14 protein-coding genes are annotated in these 17,289 nt (G+C 73.2%); 1 reads left to right on the forward strand and 13 read right to left on the reverse strand.

All coding sequences use genetic code 11. The features are described from left to right. Nucleotides 1-194: 194 nt before the first annotated feature. Together BM339_RS39885 and BM339_RS39890 are read right to left on the reverse strand one after the other, a co-directional pair. Nucleotides 195-635, reverse strand: a complete 441-nt coding sequence (locus BM339_RS39885; protein ID WP_021597911.1) for an ATP-binding protein — start codon at nucleotides 633-635, stop codon at nucleotides 195-197. A gap of 16 nt (nucleotides 636-651) precedes the next feature. Next, a complete protein-coding gene (locus BM339_RS39890) occupies nucleotides 652-1,005 on the reverse strand; it encodes an STAS domain-containing protein (RefSeq protein WP_021597910.1) in 354 nt (117 codons plus the stop codon). Between the two features lie 248 nt (nucleotides 1,006-1,253). On the opposite strand from BM339_RS39890, the gene BM339_RS39895 reads away from it, so the two are divergent. Then, nucleotides 1,254-3,569 (forward strand): DEAD/DEAH box helicase, encoded by a 2,316-nt coding sequence (locus tag BM339_RS39895; RefSeq protein WP_083598431.1) that lies wholly within the window; start codon nucleotides 1,254-1,256, stop codon nucleotides 3,567-3,569. On the opposite strand, the gene BM339_RS39900 is transcribed toward BM339_RS39895, so the two are convergent. The 11 genes from BM339_RS39900 to ssd form a co-directional block, all read right to left on the reverse strand. Next, nucleotides 3,566-3,940 carry a hypothetical protein gene (locus tag BM339_RS39900; protein ID WP_021597908.1) on the reverse strand — a complete coding sequence of 125 codons (375 nt, stop codon included), beginning with the start codon at nucleotides 3,938-3,940 and terminating at the stop codon, nucleotides 3,566-3,568. The two genes, BM339_RS39895 and BM339_RS39900, sit on opposite strands and share 4 nt — an antisense overlap. A 193-nt stretch (nucleotides 3,941-4,133) precedes the next feature. After that, nucleotides 4,134-5,540 (reverse strand): FAD-binding oxidoreductase, encoded by a 1,407-nt coding sequence (locus tag BM339_RS39905; RefSeq protein ID WP_075024230.1) that lies wholly within the window; start codon nucleotides 5,538-5,540, stop codon nucleotides 4,134-4,136. 18 nt (nucleotides 5,541-5,558) lie between these two features. Continuing rightward, complete coding sequence (locus tag BM339_RS39910; RefSeq protein WP_075024231.1) at nucleotides 5,559-8,576, reverse strand: ATP-binding protein; 3,018 nt, start codon at nucleotides 8,574-8,576, stop codon at nucleotides 5,559-5,561. 953 nt (nucleotides 8,577-9,529) lie between these two features. Then, a complete protein-coding gene (locus BM339_RS39915) occupies nucleotides 9,530-10,783 on the reverse strand; it encodes a hypothetical protein (RefSeq protein ID WP_143118783.1) in 1,254 nt (417 codons plus the stop codon). A gap of 203 nt (nucleotides 10,784-10,986) precedes the next feature. Beyond that, nucleotides 10,987-11,346 carry an Rv3654c family TadE-like protein gene (locus BM339_RS39920; protein WP_337959949.1) on the reverse strand — a complete coding sequence of 120 codons (360 nt, stop codon included), beginning with the start codon at nucleotides 11,344-11,346 and terminating at the stop codon, nucleotides 10,987-10,989. 40 nt (nucleotides 11,347-11,386) lie between these two features. Continuing rightward, a complete protein-coding gene (locus BM339_RS39925) occupies nucleotides 11,387-11,710 on the reverse strand; it encodes a TadE family type IV pilus minor pilin (RefSeq protein WP_111832653.1) in 324 nt (107 codons plus the stop codon). 32 nt (nucleotides 11,711-11,742) lie between these two features. Continuing rightward, nucleotides 11,743-11,937, reverse strand: coding sequence for a DUF4244 domain-containing protein (locus BM339_RS39930; RefSeq protein WP_021591533.1), 195 nt, complete (start codon nucleotides 11,935-11,937; stop codon nucleotides 11,743-11,745). Between the two features lie 88 nt (nucleotides 11,938-12,025). Next, nucleotides 12,026-12,580: a type II secretion system F family protein gene (locus tag BM339_RS39935; RefSeq protein WP_244938798.1), complete on the reverse strand. Its 555-nt coding sequence runs from the start codon at nucleotides 12,578-12,580 to the stop codon at nucleotides 12,026-12,028. A 1,024-nt stretch (nucleotides 12,581-13,604) separates the two neighbouring features. Next, entirely contained in the window at nucleotides 13,605-14,300 is a 696-nt protein-coding gene (locus BM339_RS39940) for a type II secretion system F family protein (RefSeq protein ID WP_075024234.1), read from the reverse strand. Continuing rightward, a complete protein-coding gene (locus BM339_RS39945; protein WP_075024235.1) occupies nucleotides 14,297-15,448 on the reverse strand; it encodes a TadA family conjugal transfer-associated ATPase in 1,152 nt (383 codons plus the stop codon). The genes BM339_RS39940 and BM339_RS39945 overlap by 4 nt, the downstream gene beginning before the upstream one ends. Next, nucleotides 15,445-16,524 (reverse strand): septum site-determining protein Ssd, encoded by a 1,080-nt coding sequence (gene ssd, locus BM339_RS39950; protein WP_075024236.1) that lies wholly within the window; start codon nucleotides 16,522-16,524, stop codon nucleotides 15,445-15,447. The genes BM339_RS39945 and ssd overlap by 4 nt, the downstream gene beginning before the upstream one ends. Nucleotides 16,525-17,289: the final 765 nt, after the last annotated feature.

A 17,289-nucleotide genomic window follows, 5' to 3' on the forward strand; every position in this document is an offset into this window, starting at 1 on the left:
ACCCGGGGGTTGCCGGAGGCCGTCCTGGAGCCGACCCGGGGGTCGCCGGAGGCCGTCCTGGAGCCGTCGCCGGGGCCGTCCTGGGTCGGCCCGGGCTCGACCCGGGGGGTCGCCGGAGGCGGTCCCGGGGCCGGACACGGCGAAGGCCCCGCCGGGGTGGCGGGGCCTTCGGCCGCGAGCGAGGACGGGGCGCGTCAGATGGTCGCCTCGGCTTCGGCCGGCCAGCTCATCCGGATCTGCACGCCCTTGGGCGTGGCGGCGATCTCCACGTCGTCGGCGAGCCCGGCGATCACGGCCAGGCCCAGTTCGGCGGTGCCCTCTCCGAGCCCGTACTCGAGCTCGTCCGCGGACGGGGCGGCCGACAGGCCCCCCGCCGTCTCGTCACCGGGCACGGTGTCGCTGACGGTGACCTCGAAGCGGCGGTCGGCGCCGCTCAGCTCCAGGCGGACGGGCTCGTCCGGGCAGTGCCGCCGGTGCGCCTCCACGGCACGCGAGCACGCCTCCCCGACCGCGAGCCGCACCTCGTCCAGCAGGGGTTCGGCGACTCCGCTGCGGCGGGCGACGGCGGTCACGATCAGCCGGGCCGTCCGGACGTGGACGGGGAGCGCGCTGAAGGACAGTTCAACGGTCGACATCTCAGCCGCGGGCCGCCTACTTGGCGCCCTTGCGCTTCTCCTCGGCCTCGGCGATCGAGTCGTGGATGCCGAAGACCTTGGTCAGCCCCGTGATCCGGAAGATCTTGAGGATGCGCTCCTGGGTGCACACCAGCTCCAGCGAGCCGTCGTGGGCGCGCACCCGCTTCAGCCCGCCGACGAGGACGCCGAGCCCGGTGGAGTCGAGGAACTCCACCTTCTCCATGTCCACGAGCAGGTGGAACTTGCCCTTGTTGACCAGGTCGATGAGCTTCTCGCGAAGCTTCGGCGCCGTGTAGACGTCGATCTCGCCCTCCACGTTGATGACGGTGAGGCCATCGTCGGTGGTGTAGTCGTTCACCTTCAGGTCCACAGATCCTCCACGCGCCGTGCAGCACTATCCGATCCCGGCGTCCGGACCGCCCGAGCGGCGGCGTCCACCGAGACTTCGCCGTGATTCAACCACGCTCCGGCGCCGTGCACGCAGGTAATCGCCCACACGGGCGAAAGTTCGCGCCATCCCGTCTGACCTGCTGATCTCAGGGCCAGGGCAGGGGGTAACAGCCCTCCGTCGCCGGGGCGTTCCCGTTGTTTTGCCCAGGCTGGCAAACTGAAAACCTGATGGGCGCCCAAAGATCTTCAACTCCCCTGGACCGGCTGCTCGCCGACCCTGCGCGGCGCGATCGCATCACCCATGTGGAGAGCGTTCCCGCACGTCAGGGCCGCCACGCAAGCTGGCCGTCCTGGGCTCACCCGCTCCTGCTGGACCGGCTGGCCGCGGCCGGCATCGACGCCCCGTGGGAGCACCAGGCCGCGGCGGCCGAGCACGCCCGCGCCGGCCGGTCTGTGATCATCGCCACAGGCACCGCGTCCGGAAAATCGCTGGCCTACCTGCTGCCGGCCGTCGAGGCGATCTACGCGGGCGACGAGGACGCCCACCGCGAGGGGACGGTCCTCTACCTCTCGCCGACGAAGGCCCTCGCGGCCGACCAGCTGCGCGCGCTCCGCTCCCTCTGTCTCACGCGCGTCCGGGCCGCCACCTACGACGGCGACACTCCGCACGACGAGCGGACGTGGGTCCGGCAGCACGCCAACTACGTGCTGACCAACCCCGACATGCTGCACAGGTCGATCCTGCCCGGGCATACGCGCTGGTCGTCGTTCCTCCGCCGCCTCCGGTATGTGGTCATCGACGAGGCGCACGGGTATCGCGGCGTATTCGGGTCCCATGTCGCGCACGTCCTGCGCCGCCTGCGCCGGCTCTGCGCGCGCTACCGCTCGTCCCCCACGTTCATCCTCGCTTCCGCGACGGCGTCCTCCCCCGCGATCGCCGCGTCCCGCCTCACCGGGCTGGACGTGGTCGCGGTCGACGACGACGCCTCGCCACGCGGCCCCGCCACGTTCGCGCTGTGGGAACCGCCGTTGACCGACCTGCGCGGTGAGCGCGGCGCCCCTGTACGCCGTACCGCCACGGCCGAGGCAGGCGACCTCTTGGCCGACCTGGTCGTCGAGGGCGTTCAGACGCTCGCGTTCGTCCGGTCACGGCGCGGTGCGGAGTCGGTGGCCCTCAGCGCCAAGCGCGCACTGCACGAGGCAGCGCCTGACTTGGCGGAACAGGTCGCCGCCTACCGCGCCGGCTACCTGCCCGAGGAGCGGCGCGCCCTGGAAGCCGCCCTGCGCTCGCGCTCGATCATCGGCCTGGCGAGCACGAACGCCCTGGAGCTGGGCGTCGACGTCTCCGGGCTCGACGCCGTCCTCGTGTGCGGGTGGCCGGGGACGCGCGCGTCCCTCTGGCAGCAGGCGGGACGTGCCGGACGTTCCGGGCAGGCCGCCCTGTCGGTCCTCGTGGCGCGGGACGACCCGCTCGACACGTTCCTCGTCCACCATCCGGAGGCGATCTTCGGGACGCCGGTCGAGGCCACCGTCCTCGATCCCGACAACCCCTACGTCCTCGAACCCCACCTGTGCGCGGCGGCGTCCGAGATGCCGCTGACCGAGGACGACCTCCCGCTGTTCGGCCCCGCGACCGCCGACCTGCTGCCCGACCTCGTCCGCCGCGGGCTCCTCCGCCACCGTCCCGCGGGCTGGTACTGGACGCGCCGCGACAAGGCCGCCGACCTCGCCGACATCCGGGGGGCGGGCGGCGCCCCCATCCAGGTCGTCGAGCTGTCCACCGGACGCCTGCTCGGCACCGTGGACGAGGCCTCCGCGCACACCACCGTCCACGAGGGCGCCGTCTACATCCACCAGGGCGAGTCGTTCATCGTCCACACCCTCGACCTGGACGACGGCGTCGCGCTCGTGGAGGCCGCCGACCCCGACTACTCCACGACCGCCCGCGACGTGACCGACATCGGCATCGTCGAACGGCTCCGCTCGGTCTCCTGGGGCGAGGCCACGCTCTGCTTCGGAACCGTCGAGGTCACCCGCCAGGTCGTCGCCTACCAGATGCGGCGCCTGCAAACGGGCGAGATGCTCGGCGAGAAGCCCCTGGACCTGCCGCCCCGCACCCTCCGCACGCGCGCCGTCTGGTGGACGCTCTCCGAAGACCAGATCTCACGCTTGGACGACCTCGACCTGGCGGGCGCCGCCCACGCCGCCGAACACGCCTCGATCGGCCTGCTCCCCCTGTTCGCCACATGCGACCGCTGGGACATCGGTGGCGTCTCCACGGCCGTCCACCCCGACACGGGGCTGCTCACCGTCTTCGTCTACGACGGCCACGAAGGCGGCGCGGGCTTCGCGGAACGCGGCTACGCCGACGCGGCGTCCTGGCTGCGGGCGACGCGTGACGCCATCGCGTCCTGCGAATGCGACTCGGGCTGCCCGTCCTGTATCCAGTCGCCCAAGTGCGGTAACGGCAACGACCCCTTGGACAAGCGCGGCGCCCTGGACCTCCTGGCCGTCCTCCTGGACGGAGCCCCCCGAGAGCGTTAGGCGTTGGGCGCCATGCGCTGCGCGGAGACGGGCGGCTGGTCGTCCATGCCCCGGCGCGCCTGGGCCAGGGCCTGCTGGAGCTTGCGCCGCTCGATCTCCAGCGTCTGCAGCGACTCCTCGTGCTCGTCCCGCAGATCCCTCAGTTCCCGCCGCATGTTCATCGCGCGCCGGAAGCCCAGCATCGCGACCATCACGCCCGCCATGAACACGATGGCGACCACCGCACCGGCCATGAAGACATGCCACTGCGCCGTGACCCCCGGCACGTCGTTCCCGAACACGGCCATCTCGGCGGCGCCGCCGTTGTCCAGCACCACGGCCACCCCGACCGCGACGGCGGCGAGCGCGACGATCAGTCCCAAGAAGATCATGCGGAGGGTCTCCTCTCCAACGGGCCCCACCGGCCCGGAACGGGCCGGAATCCCGGGCGACGGGCCGCATTACCGGACGATCCGACTCGGCATGGCAGCCTAGACCCTGCCCAAACCGGTCGCCAGCCCTTCCTGATCATCGGAACCCGCCGCCGCCGTCCGGCCACGCAAGGTCACCCGGCGCCGGCGGGCGTCACGTGAGGGCGGGCTCCGCGGGGAGGGTCGGCCGGATGTTCTGGTTCAGACGGAACAGGTTCGCGGGGTCGTAGGCGTCCTTGAGCGCGACCAGCCGGGCGTACTTCTCCTCGCCGAACGCGTCGCGGACCCGGTCTCCCTCCGCCGTGAAGTTGAGGTAGGACGCACCCGTGCTGAACGGGCGCAGCGCGGCCGCGAACCTGCGTGTGGCGGCGGTCATCGCGGCGTCGTCGGCCGGATCCGACCACACCGCGATCGGATGGAACAGGTAGCGGGCGTCGCGGTGCGAGAAGGCGGTCGCCTCGTCCGGCACCCGGGCGACGCCCTGGCCGATCCGGAAGAGGACCATCTGGCTCAGCGGCGCCCCGCGCCCGGCCAGGTCGACGGCGTGGGAGAGGTAGACGTCGATCGCCGCGTCGTCCAGGTCCCGCATGTACTCGCCGCGCCAGTAGTTGCGGAAGCCCGGCGGACAGGTCGGGTCGAGGATCGCCTGGAACTCGATGTAGGGCATCGGTGAGATGAGGTCGACGGCCGGCCCCATCTCCCGGAGCGGCCGGATCGCGTCCTCGCCGAGTTCCGGGGCCCCGACGTAGAGCACGAGCACCCCGAACACCGGTTCCCCCACGAGCTCCGGCGGGACGAACGGCGCGGACGGCGCGGTGAGGACGGCACAGGACGTGGACAGCTCGTCGGGCGCGGCGTCCGCCCAGTCGCGCCACCGGCGCACGAGTTCCGGTGCCCGCTCGACCGGGAAGGCCGTCAGCCCGGCGAGGACGGTCGGGCCGAGCGGCTCCAGCCGGAACTCGAACTCGGTGACGATGCCGAAGTTCCCGCCGCCGCCGCGGATGCCCCAGAACAGCTCGGCGTTGTCGTCCTCGCTCGCCCGCACGATGCTCCCGTCGGCGAGCACGACCTCCGCCGAGACGAGGTTGTCGCAGGCCAGCCCGTACTTCGAGGACGTCCAGCCGTAGCCGCCGCCGGTCGTGAACCCGCCGATGCCGGTCGTGGTCACCCGCCCGCCGGGGGTGTGCAGCCCCTCCGCCTGGGTGGCCGCGTCGTACTCCCCCCACAGCACGCCGCCGCCCGCCGTGGCCGTCCGCGCGACCGGGTCCACGGTGACCGACTTCAGCCCGCTCAGATCGATCATCATGCCGTCGTCGCAGGTGGCGAGCCCCGCGACGCCGTGGCCGCCGGAGCGGACCGCCACGAGCAGCTCGTTGTCGCGCGCGGTGTCGACCGCCGCGGCGACGTCCGCCGCGTCCGCGCACCGGGCGATGACCGCCGGGCTGCGGTCGATCATCCCGTTGAAGACGCTCCGCGCCTCGTCGTATCCGGGCTGGGACGGCAGGAGCACCGTGCCGGAGAACCCGCCTTTGAGGGCGTTCACCACGTTGATCGGGGCCATCACTCCTCCTTCGGATCGTCAGATGGCACGATCGTGGCGGAACCCCCGTTCCGCGAGCGTTCCGCGCACCCGCTCCTCGAACGCGCGCTGCCCCCGCCGCCGCGCCGCGGCGAGCGCGCGGTACAGCTCCGCGTCCACCTCGCCGCGGGGCTCGCCGAGCGCCGCGAGGAACAGGGCGCGCAGCCGCCGGATCTCTGCCTCCCACAGCCGGGCGCCGCGGCCCATGCCGAGCGCCTCGTCCGCCAGGGCCAGCCCGGCGCCGGGCTCGGCCGCCAGGGCGTACCCCTCCAGCAGCAGCCGGGTCGCGACACCGGGCAGCCCCGGCGCGGGCGGCTCGCCCAGGACGACCTGGTCGCGGGAACGGCGCAGGCGCTCCAGGCCCTCGGACGTCCGCCCGGCGAGCACGTCGAGATATCCGCCGAACAGTTCCATCGGCACGCGCACCTGGCGGGGAGCGCCCTCCGCGAGGTCCGCCTCCAGCCCCCGCACGTGCCGGCGGAACTGCACGGCGTCCCCGCGGTCCATCGCGTCGATCGCCGCCCACAGCCACGTGACCGCCCTGCTGTACGCGTGCGTGGACCCCTGCGCGCCCCCCAGCGCGATGGCGCGCTGGCGGTCGGCCTCGGCGCCGCGGCCGAGCAGCCACAGCGCGTGCGCCAGCCGCAGCCGGACGATCAGCTCGGTGTCCTGCCCGTAGCGCAGGACGTGCGCCCGGCGCCGCGCGGGCCGGAACCGCCGCACCGCCGCCGTGAAATGCCGGCGCGCCCGCTCCAGGTCCCCCGCCCAGTAGGCGGCGATCCCGTCGACGTAGTCGGCCTCCACCCACAGCACCTGGTCGCCGTCCCGTTCGGCGCGCGCCCGCAGCCGCTCGCCGAACCCGTGCGCCGCCGCCCATTCCCCCCGCGTCAGCGCCGCCAGCGCCAGCGACCAGACGAGCGGCGGATCCGGCTCGCCGCCGAGCCGGTCGGCGAGCCGCAGCGCCCGCGCGTGCACCCGCGCCATCCGTTCCGACCCGTGCCCCTCGCACGCCACCAGCGGCGCCGGCAGCGCCGTCAGCAGCCGCAGCTGGAGCCGCGCCGTGCCGGGGCCGCGCGGGAGACCGTCCGACAGCTCCAGCGCCCGCTCCAGCGCGCGGGCCGCGTCGGCGTGCGCGTGCAGCCACTGCGCGTCCCGCGCCGCCCGCTCATGCCACCGGACGGCCGCCGCGGTCGCGCCCGCCTTCTCGTAGTGCGCCGCGAGCGCCGCCGCCGCGCCGCCGCCCTCCTCCAGCGCGCGGGCCACCGCGAGATGCGCCCGCCGCTGGCGGGGCGGCCCGAGCGCGGCGTAGGCGGCGTCCCGGATCCGTCCGTGGCTGAAGTCGTAGGCGCTCGGGCCGTGCGCCCGGACGATCCCGCGGCGCCACAGCTCGTCCAGCGCGGACACGAACGTCCGCTCGTCGAACCCGCTCGCCGCCGCCGCGACGTCCGCGGTGAACGCCCGCCCCACCGCCGCGGCGACGCCCGCCAGCTCCGCGGCCGGCTCCGACAGCCGCGCCAGCCGCCCCGCGATCACCGCCTGCACCTTCGGCGTGGCCGCCGGCGCGTCCGCCCGCAGCGCCTCCACCAGGAACAGCGGATTGCCCTCGCTGTCGCCGTACAGCCTCTGGAGATCAGCGGCGTCCCATGGCATGCCGGTGATGCGCTCGGCCAGCAGCACGGTCTCCTCCCGGCCCAACCGCCCGAGCTCGATCTCGGTGAACCGCCCGAGCGCCCGCAGCGACCGGATCAGCGTGCCGAGCGGATGCCCGGCGTCGAGGTCCTCCTTTCGTGCGGTGACGGCCACGAGCAGCCGCGCGGACGGCGCCGCCCGCACCAGGTAATGGACCAGCCTGAGCGACTGCGCGTCCGACCACTGGGCGTCGTCCACCACCAGCAGCAGCGGCGCCCCGGCGGACATCAGCGCCCGCCGGATCGCGCCGTAGAGCCGCCGCCGCAGCTCGGGCTCCGGCAGCGCCTCGGGCGGCGCCACCGCCAGCTCGGGAAGCAGCCGGGAAAGCTCGGTCAGCCGCGCCCGATCCAGCCTCGGCAGCCGCGCCGACACCGGAGGGGACCGCAGCCACGCCGTCACGACCCCGTAGGCGATCGTCCCCTCCGCCGGATAAGCCCGCGCCTCCACCGCCGGCGCGCCCACGCGGACCCTCAGCTCGTCCACCAGGCGGGTCTTGCCGATCCCGGCCTCCCCACTGACGAGCACCAGCTGCGCACGCCCGGACGCCGCCTCCCGCCACACCCCCGCCAGGCGCTCCCACTCGGCGGCCCTCCCGACGAACGGCGACATCGCGGCCGGCGGCTCCGCCTCCGCGACGAGCGCCTCGTACATCGCCCGCGTCTCCGGCGACGGCCCGACGCCGAGCTCCCGCTCCAGCGTCGTGGCGCACACGTGGTACGCCCGCAGCGCCCGCACCCGGTCACCGCCCTCACCGCAGAGCCGCATCAGCAGCCGATGCCCCTCCTCCCGCAACGGATCGCAGCCCACCAGCTGCTCGGCGTACCGGACGGCGTCCGGCCACCGCCCCTCCCGGCCGCGCCGCTCCGCGAGCTCCGCCAGCGACCCCATGTGCAGCCTCGCGAGCCGCTCCCGCTCCTCGATAAGCCACTCGTCGTAGCAGCCCTCCAGCAGCTCACCGCCGTAGAGGCCGACCGCGTCCTCCAGCCGCCCACCCGCGATCGCCTGCTCGAACTGCTCGACGTCCAGCCGCACCGGCGCCTCGTCCCGCCACCGCACCGTCCGCGCCCCGATGTCGACGAAGCGGTCGACGTCCGGCAATGACCGCCGCAGATTGTGCAGCACCTTGCGAAGGTTGGTGAGCGCCTGCCCATCGGTCGAGTCCGGCCACAACAGGAACGCCAGCCGCTGCCGCAACTGCGGCGCCTCCCGATGCAGCAGCAGATACGCCAGCAACGACTCCACCCGCGCCGACTCCAGCGTCGGAAGCGCCTCCCCGTCCAGCCGGAGCTCCACCCCGCCGAGCAGCCGCACCCGCAACGCCGGCGCCATCTCAGAACGCCCCCCGCGTCAGCCGAGCCCGAGCGCGCCCCACACCCCGAAACGCCCCGCGGCCGAACTTCCCCCCGGCCATCCCCCCACGCTACGCCCACCCCCACCACCCACCCCAAGCCCACACAAGCCACCCCCACCAACCCCTGAGACGGCCCCAGGAAAGCAAGCACCCACCGGGCATTTCCAACCCGGCACAGCCGACCACCGCCCCCACCCACCAGCACGCTTGACACACCAGCCAGCACCATGACCCCGGAGCGACCGCCAGCCATCGGCCGCCTGGCTACGGCCTCGGGGGAGAAAGCCATACACAGCGACCGTCTCTGACGATGCGGGCAATGATCGAGCCGGTAATCACGAAGCGAAAGCAGCGCTGCCGCCCAGCGAGCGGATACCACAAGCCCCGCACCCCGCAGTGCCACAGGACAAGTGAACGTGGCCGACCGGCTGGGCACGCTTCGGCGCATTGCCCCCCGCTGGCGAGAACCATAGAACTCACCCCGCAGATCCAGCACGCCACCGAACAGGCCCGCCGGCTCACCCCCGAACCGATCACCCGCGCCCACAACGCCGGCGCCCTCCGCACCGACGCGACCGCCCCGGAAATCTTCCTGCTCCGTCAGCCGCGTAGACGGCCACCCATGCCGCGCCCACCGAATCGCCCGGCCCGCACCCACGAATCGCCCGGCCCGCACCCACGAATCGCCCGGCCCGCCGGGCCCATGAATCGGCCGGCCCGCCGGGCCCACGGGTCGGCCGGGTCGGGCGCAGACCATTGAGTGAGATCCCCTGGACCGGCGGCCGTTCCACGGTCCGCTCGATGGACCGGGAACGGCAGTCGGCCAATCGCGAGCCGGGTGACGGTCGGCTCGCCGGAGAGCCTCCGGCCGCGCGGCGGCCGGGTGGGCTGTGAGTATGGGCATGCGCCAGGGGGAGGGGCGCGGTGCGGGCTACTTGCTGCGGCGGCCGCGTTTGGGCTTGGTGGCGGGTTGGGCGATGCGGACGCTTACGCCGCTGGAGCGCTTGCCGAGGGTTGCGGGACGGCGGCCGGGCTTCGGCCTGGGCGAGTCGACGGTCCTCGGGCCACCGGTCCTCTTCGCCGGTTTGCCGGCCTTGGCCCCGGCGAGCGTGACCGGGGCCGTCTTGGCCAGCGCCTCGGCTCGCGCGATCTGCTCGCGGGCCTTGGACACCCGCTTGCGGCCGGTGCCGCTGCGGGCGATGCGCGCGGCCATGCCCTTGCTGCTGGTCGGGCCCTGCGCGACGCGCAGGCGCCGCGTCCACGTCCCGAGATGCGCAGCGATGATCAGCAGGACCATCGCGATGCCGACGCTCTTGCCCCACTGGAGGCGGTCGGTCGCGGCGACGTTCTCCGCCTTCGGCGAATCGGTGGCGATCTGCGGCGCCGGGTAGGTGAAGCCGGGCGTCGCGCCGTCCGGCTGGACGGACGGGAGCGTGACCGGCGACTGGTTGTTGAACGGGGTCAGCGGCGTCCCGGTGCTGGGGACGCTGCCGCCGGACGGGAGAGACGGCGCCGAGCCGCCGGGCACCGAGCCGGAACCACCCAGCGAGGCGCTGGCCGTGGATGCGCTTGAGGACAGGGAGCCGCCCGTTCCCGTCGACCGCCGGGCCTTGACGCCCACCGAGACCGCGCCACTGGACCGGGTCGCCGACAGGGTGGTGGAGCAGCTCGTCCCCTGGCACAGGGAACCGACCGAACCGGACTTGGACTTCACACCCGAACCGGACAGCGTGTACCCGGTGAGGTCGTCCTCAAGGCCGCGGTTCCACTTCACGACGACCTTGCCGCCGGACGCGCTGGCGGACACTCCGGTGGGGGCCGCCGGCGCGATGCGCACGGTGAAGGTGTTGGAGTCGTAGATGTTCCCGGTCTGCTTGCCCTTCAAGTAGACCTTGTAGCGGCCGTTCCGGCCGATGGAGAAGGTTCCGGACATGTCCCCGGAGAAGCCCTTCTCCTGGAGGAACGTGTCGCCGATGCCGGGGCCGTCCACCCTCAGCTGCATGGTGATGGCGAAGTCGAAGTGGGCCTTGGCCGTCAGCTCGGACCCGCTGGTGATGACCGCGCCGTTCGCCGGGGTGATGACACTGGTCGTCGCGGCCTTCGCAGGCAGGGCGGCGAGTACCGGGAAGCTCATCGCAAGGGGCGCCGCGAGCGCGACTGCACCGATCCTGCGACTGATGGTCACGGCCTCAATCCCTTCGACAGCGTCCTGCTCGTTCGTCCCGCGGAGGGCTCGCGGGTCACACTGTGCCTGGAGATGGCTACGGGCTTACGGCAGCGTAACGTACCACCGGGTAGCAAAAGTCACAGGAGCATGACAAAGAGGAACGTGTTTTCATTCTCCGACGACCTCCCACCCTATTGACACTCAGTGCAACGATGTAAGCGTTACCTTACATCGTCCCGTCCCACGGGGCCAGCCCTGGCCCGGGAAGCGACTCGCAGACCGCCGATCCCCATCGGCACATGCAGCTCGACCGTCACCGACACCTCGACCACGTCACCGCGCACCCGGCACCGCGCCACGCGGGCACCGGACTCGACCGCGATCTCTTTCGCCCTGGCGCAGGCGTCCCCGTACGCGACCCGCGCTGCGCCTGCCAGAGCCGCCATGTCGGCCGCCGCGTCCCCCCGATGCCTCGCCACCCGGACGCCGCCGACCATGATCGCCGTGACACCGACCACCCACACGAGGACCGAGAACGCGAGCACCCACACCGTCCCCGACCCCCGATCCCCCCGCAACAAGCTCGACCCCCACCTGGGCTGGTTCGCGGTGTGTGCAGGGTCAGGAGGCATCGGCGGGGGTTCCTGGTTCTGTGGGGGCGGCCACATGGGCTTGGACGGTCAGGGGTGGCAGGCCGATCGCCGCGGCGGGGCGGACAGGGGCCGAGACGTCCACGTGGACGGTCGCCTCGTCGCGCCGGACCTCGACGGTCGCCCCATCGGGGACGGCCTCCTTCACCAGAGCCCGTACCGCGGTGAGGGACTCGCCCCTGGCCGCGGCACGGGCGCCGGCGCGGGCCGCGTCCGCGCAGGTGAGCTGGACGGACGCGACCGTCACGCCCCACAGGGCGACCGCGGTGATCAGGACTAGGGCGGGGAGGGCCACGGCGATCTCCGCCGTGACCGTCCCGCGGTCCCTCAGCCGGCCAGCTTCAGGGCCTTCTCGATGATCTGTAAGAGCAGCGACTTCACCTGGGAGCTGGTCACGATCTTGAACAGCAACCCGGCGAAGGCCGCCGCCGCGATGGTGCCGACCGCGTACTCGGCGGTGGACATCCCGCGGTCCTTGCATGCTCCGGACCATCGCCGCACCACCGTCTTCATGGCCCTCATCGGGGCTCCTTTCGCTCGTGGTTCTGTTCAAGGCTGCTGTCCGGGCGGACCGGGTGAAGGGTGAACGCCGTTCTGTGGATAACCCGGCTCACCAGGGCAGAAGGAGGGTCGAGGCGATCCCGGCGATGGCCGGGACGACGCCCAGCAGGATGAAGGCGGGCAGGAAGCAGAGGCCGAGCGGGGCGAGTGCCCGGATGCCCGCCGCCCTGGCCCTGGCGGCGGCCGCCGAGCGGGCGACGCGGCGTTGGTCGCGTGCGAGGCGGCTGAGAGACGGGGCGAGAGCGGCCCCCGTCGACGTCGCCCGGACGGCCGCCCGTGCCAAGGGTGCGAGCATCGGCTCCTTTGTCGACGCCAGCCACGCTTCCGCCGGATCGGCTCCCAACCGGATCTGGACGGAAACGGCGCGGAGTTCGTCCCCGAGTGGGCCACCAACGGCGTCCGCGACGGCGGTCACGGCCTCGTGCCAGGGCGCGCCGCCACGCAGGCATGCGGCGAGAAGATCGACCGCGGCCGGGAGGTCCGCGATGAGCCGGGCCTGCCTGCGGCGGCGCTCACCGCTGCCGAGACGGCTGAAGGACGACCACACCGCCACCGCCGCCAGAACACCGATCGCCCAGCCGGTCGGCCCGCCCAGCACCACCACGCACAGCACTCCCGCCGCACCAGCGGCGGCACGCCTGAGCAAGACGTCCCGCCGCTGAGCCTCTTCTGAGGGCCCGTCCCGTCCCTTCACGGCATCGGGCGCCCCACCCCGCCGGAAGGCGGCCTGACCCCGCGCACGCCGCGGACTCGCAGCAGCATGCTTCGGCTGTCTCCCACGAAACTGCCTGGCCAGCCTGTGCGTAGCGGTGCTCGTCCCCCTAGGAAGGAGAAAACCGGACACCGCAGCGCAGAGCACAACCATCCACATCGTCACGCCCCCACCTGCCTTCCCCTTCACTCACCTTGTCGCCCGGGGCCGGGCCCCGGGCTCTCCATTCCTCTGCGAACCGGTCAATCTGCCACCCCTACCTCGCGGCCCCCGCCCCACCCTCGACCAGAACAGCTCGGCCAGAACAGACGGCGCCACATTCAGCACGCGGCCAGGGAGCACGCGCAACGGAAGCCAGAGCAGCTCCGTCTCCAGACGGGCAAGTCCGTCCGCAACGTGGTGGACGACCTGCTCGGAAGGCTGACCGACACCTGACCCCCGAGCCGCCCGCACACCAATTCGTCCGCCGCAGGGGCGCCGCGAGCCCAACCGCGTCGCAGACACCGGCGCCAGACACACTGCGACGCTTGGCCTCTTCCCGTCCGTCCGCCTTAGAGGGAGTCACACTCGACCTGCCACCTACACGTAGTCAGTGGTCGGGCCGGATATCTGGGCGCCGCCGGGACGGCGAGCGCCACGCCGACGTCCCCTCGACTCGCAGCAGGTACGCGGTCGCGCCAGGTGCGACAGGCGGCGATTGGGGGCCACCGGCGGAGGGTGATCGGGCCGATCAATGTGGCGGCGCGGCGCGGTGGCGGGGGTTGGCTTGGGTGAATTTGGGCTGGTGGTGCTTGTAGGGAGTGGGTGGGCTTGCTGATGTTGTCGGGGTTGCTTGATGTGGCTGTGTGCGCGTTTGGGGCGGTGGTGGCTGGTGGTGCGAAATGGTGGTCTCCCTGGAGCCTGGGAGATCGTGGGGTTAGTGGGGGGATTCTGCGGATTTGGACAGGTGGCGGGTCCAGTGGAGGCCTGTTGCGTTGAGGGTTGTGCCTGTGATCAGGCAGGCCAGGCCTGGGAGGGTTCCGAAGAGGAACTGGATGGGGTGGGCGCCTAGGGCTGCGGCCATGGCCAGGCCCAGGAGGGGGAGCGCGGCCAGGAGGCGGGCCGTTGCGCGGGGGCCGGCCAGTTGGACGGAGACCTCCTGGCGCTGGGTCTCCTCGTCGCGTAGGGCGCTTGCGAGGCCGTCCAGGACGGTGGCGAGGGTGCCGCCGCGTTCGGAGCCGACGCGCCAGCAGGCCGCGAGCAGGCGGAGGCCCTCGGCGCCGGGTTGGGCGGCCAGCTTGTCCAGGTGGTCGGGCGGTGGGCGAGGCAGGCTGAGGAGTTCGGCGGACACGTGCGGGTCTAGGACGGTGGCAGCTGCCGTGAAGGCCTCGTCAGGGGTGCGGCCGGCGGCCAACTCGGCGGCCATGGCGTCGCACAGTTCGATGACCGCGGTGCGGCGGCGTTGTGGACGTGTTCGGTGTTCCCGGAAGGTCTCGATCCTGGTCTGGAGGGGGCGCAGTGGATTTGAGGGTTTTGGGGAGGTCAGGCGGTCGAGGCGGTGGGACGCTGGGGAGGGCGTCAGGAGCGTCCAGGCCGCGGCGGCCGCGCAGAGGACGGCGAGAACCTCGATCATGCTTTGCCCCTCAACCGGGCGGTCAGGGCGTCCACGCCCGGGGCCGGGACGGTTTCGCCGGAGGTGGTGAACGAGACGGCGGGGACGACGCCGACCAGGCCGTCGGGGGCCCGCTGGAGCAGGCAGATCTCGGCTACGCGGCGCCGGCCCCCGCCCGGCTCGCGGACCAGATGGACGACGATGTCCAGCGCCGCTGCCAGCTGGCTGTGGACGGCCTCCCGTGTGAGCCCCGCCGCACAGGCGAGGGCTTCCAGGCGGGCGGGTACGTCGGCGGCCGTGTTGGCGTGGAGGGTGCCGCAACCGCCTTCGTGGCCGGTGTTCAGGGCTTGGAGGAGAACCACTACCTCGGGGCCGCGCACCTCGCCTACGACCAGGCGGTCTGGGCGCATGCGGAGGGCCTGGCGGACCAGGTCGTTCAGCGTTACGCCGCCCGCGCCCTCCATGTTCGGGGGGCGAGCTTCGAGGCGGACGACGTGGGGGTGGGACGGTTTCAGCTCCGCGGAGTCTTCGACCAGGAGCAGGCGTTCCGATGGGTTCACGAGCGAGAGCAGGGAGCTTAGGAGTGTGGTCTTGCCCGTTCCCGTGCCGCCGGTGATCAGGAAGGCGGCGCGGGACTCGATCAGGGCGGCGAGGAGGGCGGCGCCCTCGGGCGGGATGGTGGTCGCCGTGACCAGCTCGTCCAGGGTGAAGGCGCGGCGGCGGGGGAGGCGGAGCGACAGGCAGGTGCCGGTCGCGGCCACCGGCGGCAGGACCGCGTGGAGCCGCACGCCGCCCGGCAGGCGGGCGTCGGCGTAGGGGGAGGCGTCGTCGAGGCGGCGGCCGGCGGCGGCGGTGAGGCGCTGGGCCAGGCGGCGCAGGGCCGGTTCGTCCGGGAAGCGGACGGAGGTGCGGACCAGACCGGAGCCGGTGTCGATCCAGACCTCGTCCGGGCCGTTCACCAGGACGTCGGTGACGTCCGGAGAGCGCAGCAGCGGCTCCAGGGGGCCGGCGCCGACAAACTCGGCGCGTAACTCGTCGGCCAGGGCGAGGACCTCGCGGTCGCCGAGCAGGCGTTCTTCCGCGCGCAGCGCGGCGGCGACCCGGCCGGTCGTCGCCTCGCCGCCGGTGTGGGCGAGCCTGTCCCGGACGGCGTCGGAGAGCCCGGTCACGCGGCGGCCTCCTGGTAGGCGGTGGGCTGGAGGGCGAGGTCGTCGAGGACGGCGGCGCAGAAGTCGGTCAGGGGGCCGCGGCGGCAGGCTCGTTCCAGGGTGCCCTCGTCCGTCGCGGCGGGCAGGCGGCGGTCGCGTTCGAAGGTGCCGGCGGACGGCAGGTCGAGGGCGGTCACGACCGCGTCGGGCGTGAGGCCGCCGGGCGCCGGGCCCTGGACGACCAGGCGCAGGTCGGCGGTGTCGCGGCGCAGCGCGGTGGCGAGGCCGTCGGCGGCGACGGTGGCGCGGACCTCGGCGGGGACGAGCAGCAGGGTGCGGTCGGCGGTGCGCAGCGCGGCCCGGCCGACGTCGCCGGGGTAGCGGGGGACGTCCACGACGACCAGGTCGAACCCGCGGGCGGCGGCGTCGAACAGCGACCCGACGGCCTCGTCGGAGACCGGGACGGGTTCGCCGCGCCGCCAGGAGAGGACGGACAGGTCGCCCGCGCGGGGCAGGGTCTCGCGGAGCGTGGCGGTGCTCAGCCGGCCGCGGCGCTCGGCGAGGTCGTGCCAGCGGACGCCCTCGTGCTCCTCCAGCCCGAGCATGAGGTCGACGCCGCCGCCGAACGGGTCGGCGTCGACGAGGAGGGTGCGCAGGCCCTGGTTCGCCGAGGCCACGCCGAGCGCGGCGGCGAGGACGCTGGCCCCGGCGCCGCCGCGGGCGCCGACGACGCAGAGGGTGGTGGCCCAGCCGCCCTCGGGCTCGCAGGCGGCGGCGAACGCGTTGACGAGCCAGTCCTCGTGGTCGGGCAGCGCGGCGACGTCCTGGGCGCCGGCCTCCACCGCGAGGCGGTACGCGTCGGACGTGGCGCCGTCGCCGGTGACGAGGACGACGCCCGGCCGGCGCTGGAGGCCGGCGGCCGCCACGTCCCCGGCGGCGTCGGCGCCCACGAGGATGAGGGCCGGCCACGTCCAGGCGGGCCTGGCCTCGTTGGCGCCGTAGGCGACCTCGGCGTGGGCGTCGGCGGCGGCCGCGAGGCGGAGCAGGCCGTCGGCGAGCGCCGGGTCGGAGGTGACGATCAGTGCCGCAAGGTTCATCGGATGGCTCCTTCGACGTTCGGAGACATCCACCTTGCGGGGCGCCGCGCGGGCGCCGCTGGAAATCCGTGACCTGTGGATAACTTCCCGTCGCGGGCGGCGGGGCGGTGGCGCGGAGGTGTCTCGCGGGCGCCACCGCCCGGCCGCTGCACGACTGGGCGACCCCCGCCGGGGGGGAGAGCGGGGGTCGCCGGACGGTCCGGCTCCGGGGGGGTAGAGCCGGCCCGTTTTCCCAGGAAAGACTCAGGGAGTTCAGCCCGTATGTAAGTTCGCGCTATGCCACGGGCAAACTCGCGGACTCCAGTCTAGGCAGATACAACATATGCTGCCCGATCGTCGAGAGTTCCGTCGAGTCGCAAACTCGTCCGGCACGTGACGATTTTTCGCACCTGGCGGTAACGATCCGCCGAAGGCGGGACGCGTGCGACGCGACCGCACCGGCGCCGGGGCTCCCGTCCCAGTGCACAAGGAGCGCAACGGGGCGGGAGTGGGAGCGTACAGGAGAACTAAAGATCTTTCCCGCCACATCCGGGATCGGCGCCCAAAAGGAAACGATCACGGTGTGTAATCAATTATCGGACCAAAGTTATGATTCCGGTTAGTCCGGAATATCCCCCGTCAGCCCCATAGGGCACCCATGTCTCCTCCGGCTCCGGACCCGCCGCCCCCGCGCGTTTCCCCAACAGGGGCTTGTCAACAGGGCAAATGAGGCGTAGACAGGTCGTACGGACCACGTGTCCGAGCACGGCACCCGGGCACCCACGC

Source organism: Actinomadura madurae (genome assembly GCF_900115095.1).
Taxonomy (GTDB): Bacteria; Actinomycetota; Actinomycetes; order Streptosporangiales; family Streptosporangiaceae; genus Spirillospora; species Spirillospora madurae.

Coding starts and splice junctions, on each gene's coding strand:
- BM339_RS39905 (WP_075024230.1), bottom strand. CDS start 5,540: ATGGCCCCGATCAACGTGGTGAACGCCCTCAAAGGCGGGTTCTCCGGC.
- BM339_RS39885 (WP_021597911.1), bottom strand. CDS start 635: ATGTCGACCGTTGAACTGTCCTTCAGCGCGCTCCCCGTCCACGTCCGG.
- BM339_RS39895 (WP_083598431.1), top strand. CDS start 1,254: ATGGGCGCCCAAAGATCTTCAACTCCCCTGGACCGGCTGCTCGCCGAC.
- BM339_RS39930 (WP_021591533.1), bottom strand. CDS start 11,937: ATGAGGGCCATGAAGACGGTGGTGCGGCGATGGTCCGGAGCATGCAAG.
- BM339_RS39910 (WP_075024231.1), bottom strand. CDS start 8,576: ATGGCGCCGGCGTTGCGGGTGCGGCTGCTCGGCGGGGTGGAGCTCCGG.
- ssd (WP_075024236.1), bottom strand. CDS start 16,524: ATGAACCTTGCGGCACTGATCGTCACCTCCGACCCGGCGCTCGCCGAC.
- BM339_RS39940 (WP_075024234.1), bottom strand. CDS start 14,300: ATGATCGAGGTTCTCGCCGTCCTCTGCGCGGCCGCCGCGGCCTGGACG.
- BM339_RS39900 (WP_021597908.1), bottom strand. CDS start 3,940: ATGATCTTCTTGGGACTGATCGTCGCGCTCGCCGCCGTCGCGGTCGGG.